This window comes from Pelovirga sp., from assembly GCF_059864205.1.
In genome coordinates this window covers 1-2,789 of sequence record NZ_JCBCBS010000220.1, presented here as the reverse complement: position 1 = coordinate 2,789, position 2,789 = coordinate 1, and the positions used below count along the sequence as shown (strand labels likewise).

Below are 2,789 nucleotides of genomic sequence, written 5' to 3'. Positions count from 1 at the left end.
GCCGGCTTCATGATCAACCCCCTGGATTTGGTCGGCGTTGCCCTGCTAGCTTCAGCCGGCAATAAAACCGCTTCTGGTCAGACCGACCATTGCGGGGCCCTGTGCGGAGAGACCGGCCGGGTCCTGATCCATCTGTTTTTCTTCTGACCGGACGCAAGAGGCCACTATTTCAGGGCTGTTGCCAAGGGCAAACCAATGACAAACCTGGTGCCGACTCCCGGCTGGCTGGTAACTTCCAGGGTCCCCCCTATGCATTCCACCTGCCGCTGGGTGATGGCCAGTCCCAGTCCGGTACCATTTTCACGGGTGGTATAAAAGGGGGTAAAGATCTGCTGCAGCATTTCTTCATCGATCCCCTCGCCCGTATCCTCCACCCGCAACTGGATAGCTGTTTCCGTCCGTTGGGCCGACAGGGTCAACTGCCCTCCGGCAGACATGGCCTGGATCGCATTCTGGGCCAGATTCAGCAGCGCCTGACGCAGGGGTAGAGGCGCTATCTCCAGCCGTTCAGCGCTTGGTTCAGCGACAATGGCAACCCGGTTGGCCTTCGCCAGGGGGGTTAATTGCAGCTTCAGTTCAGCAAACAACGCGGCCAGCTCGACAACTTCTACATCTTCCACCGGGGAACGTGCCAGACCAAGGAATTCTTCAAGAACCGCATTTAACCGCTGCGCTTCTTTTTGTAGAATCTGCCCGAACTCATAGCGTTGATCGTCCTCCGTCAGTCCTTCCGTCACCACTTCTGCAGCCATGCGGATCGATCCCAGGGGGTTGCGGATTTCGTGAGCCAGTCCGGCGCTCATTTCACCCAGAGCAGAAAGCCGCTCCTTGCGGCGCAATTCCGTTTCTGCAGCAATCAGTTCATCAGCCTGATGGCGCAATTGCGCATAACTGCGTTCAAGACGTTCAGCCGCCTGCTGATACAATTTTCGCTGATGGCGTTCTCGCTGGGATAGTAGCCCGGTAATTCCGCCGACAACGTGATAGAGCAGCATTTCAAGTACTTGCTCCAGCAGGTTGCCATGGAAAGGCACCAGCTGCCACAAAACGTGCGGCAGGTAAAGTAATGACACGAACGCTGCTGCAAGCAACCCGCCGCGCAACCCGAACCAGACACCAGCAAAGACGATGGGCAGATAGTAAAGACGCCGGTAAATATCGTGAAATGGAGCATGCAGAGTGGAAGTAAGATAGTGAAATATAGTTACCAGCAGAATCAAACCGACAACCAACAGCAGCGGTAGGGACCGGCGTAAAAATGCCACGATGGAGGAACCTTTAGACAACACCTGATACTCCTTTCCAGCCCAACAATCTGCTCCGATACTAATAAACGAGGAAAATAGAACAGGCGAGTCTGGGCGCTGATTATTTTTTAACTTATTACAATCGCTGTAACTTGTCAGCAACCGGTGACGCAACATCTGCCATGATTATATAAAAAATACGGCATCCCCGGTTTTTTTCTCCGTTTTTCCTCCTGTTGTATTTACAATTGCTTACTGGTTAGGTAGACTTGTCCGCGTATCCGCAAAATCGCCGGCCCGCCAACACACCCAACATTCCGATGATCACCAAGGAGCTGCTCTTGCGTGTTGCCCTGTTGCTGTTGATTTTCTACCTGCTCAGTCTTAACACCGTACCGGCGCAGGAAAAGCGCGTCGCCCTGGAGATGCAACTGGGGGAGAAAATTCCCCTGGAGCTGACCTTTACTGACTCGAATGGCCAACAAGTGCAACTTGCCAACCTGATTGACCGGCCAACCCTGATTGTACCGGTTTTTTACAATTGCCGCACGGTCTGTAACGTATTACTCGGCGGCCTGTCGTCAACCCTGCCGAAAATGCGTCTGACCCCCGGCAAGGATTATCAGGTGATCACCTTGAGCTTTGATCCGGAAGAAACCGTCGCGATGGCGGCCCACAGTCAGCGCACCTTTCTCACCGCCACGCGCATCGACTTTCCCCCTGAGGCCTGGCATTTTCTGACCGGAGAACAGGAGAATATCCTTAAACTGACTGATTCTGCCGGTTATTTTTTTTACAAAGAGGGGGATAACTTTGTTCACCCCACGGCAGCCTTCATTGTTGGCGCTGACGGCACCATTGTGCGCTACCTCATCGGCCAGTCGATCCCGCCGATCACCCTGACCATGGCAATCCTTGAAGCTGCCGAAGGGCGCATCAGCACCCCGATCAGCAAGGCCCTTGAATTTTGTTTCACCTATGATGCCGAAAACCGCCGTTATGTCTTTAACCTGTTGCGCGTCAGCGGCACGGTGATCCTGTTAACCCTCGGCAGTTTTTTTCTGTTTCTGTTCTTCAGCGGTAGAAAGAAAAAATCATGACAAAAACCCCCTTGACCAACACCGGATTTTACAGCGAGAGCCCCCGTTCCGGCGTGCTGGGCTGGTTGCTCTCAACCGACCACAAACGCATCGGCATGATGTACCTCGGCTGCATCACCACCATGTTTATTGTTGCTGCCGTGCTCGGCCTGGCCATGCGTCTGCAACTATTTACTCCCGGCCAACACATCATGACGGCCCAGACCTATAATGCCACCTTCACGGTTCACGGCATTATTATGATTTTCCTGTTCATTATCCCCAGCATTCCCGCGGCATTCGGCAATCTGCTGCTGCCGATTCAGATCGGCGCGCGGGATGTTTTCTTCCCCAAAATCAACCTGCTCTCCTGGTATTTGTATATCATAGGCGCGATTCTGGCGGTTTTGGCTATTTTTACCGGCACCGGGGCCCCTGATACCGGCTGGACATTTTACGTCCA

The 2,789-nt window shown here is 53.6% G+C and carries 3 protein-coding genes; 2 read left to right on the top strand and 1 reads right to left on the bottom strand.

The annotated features are described in order from the left end of the window. Window positions 1-164 precede the first annotated feature (164 nt). Entirely contained in the window at window positions 165-1,289 is a 1,125-nt protein-coding gene (locus AC6F7T_RS13885) for an ATP-binding protein (RefSeq protein WP_500719810.1), read from the bottom strand. A 299-nt stretch (window positions 1,290-1,588) separates the two neighbouring features. Here AC6F7T_RS13885 and AC6F7T_RS13880 point away from each other — a divergent pair, with 299 nt between their 5' ends. Together AC6F7T_RS13880 and AC6F7T_RS13875 are read left to right on the top strand one after the other, a co-directional pair. Beyond that, window positions 1,589-2,347, top strand: coding sequence for an SCO family protein (locus AC6F7T_RS13880; protein WP_500719808.1), 759 nt, complete (start codon window positions 1,589-1,591; stop codon window positions 2,345-2,347). Further along, on the top strand, window positions 2,344-2,789 hold a 446-nt coding region (locus AC6F7T_RS13875), incomplete at its 3' end, for a cbb3-type cytochrome c oxidase subunit I (protein ID WP_500719806.1). The genes AC6F7T_RS13880 and AC6F7T_RS13875, both read left to right, overlap by 4 nt.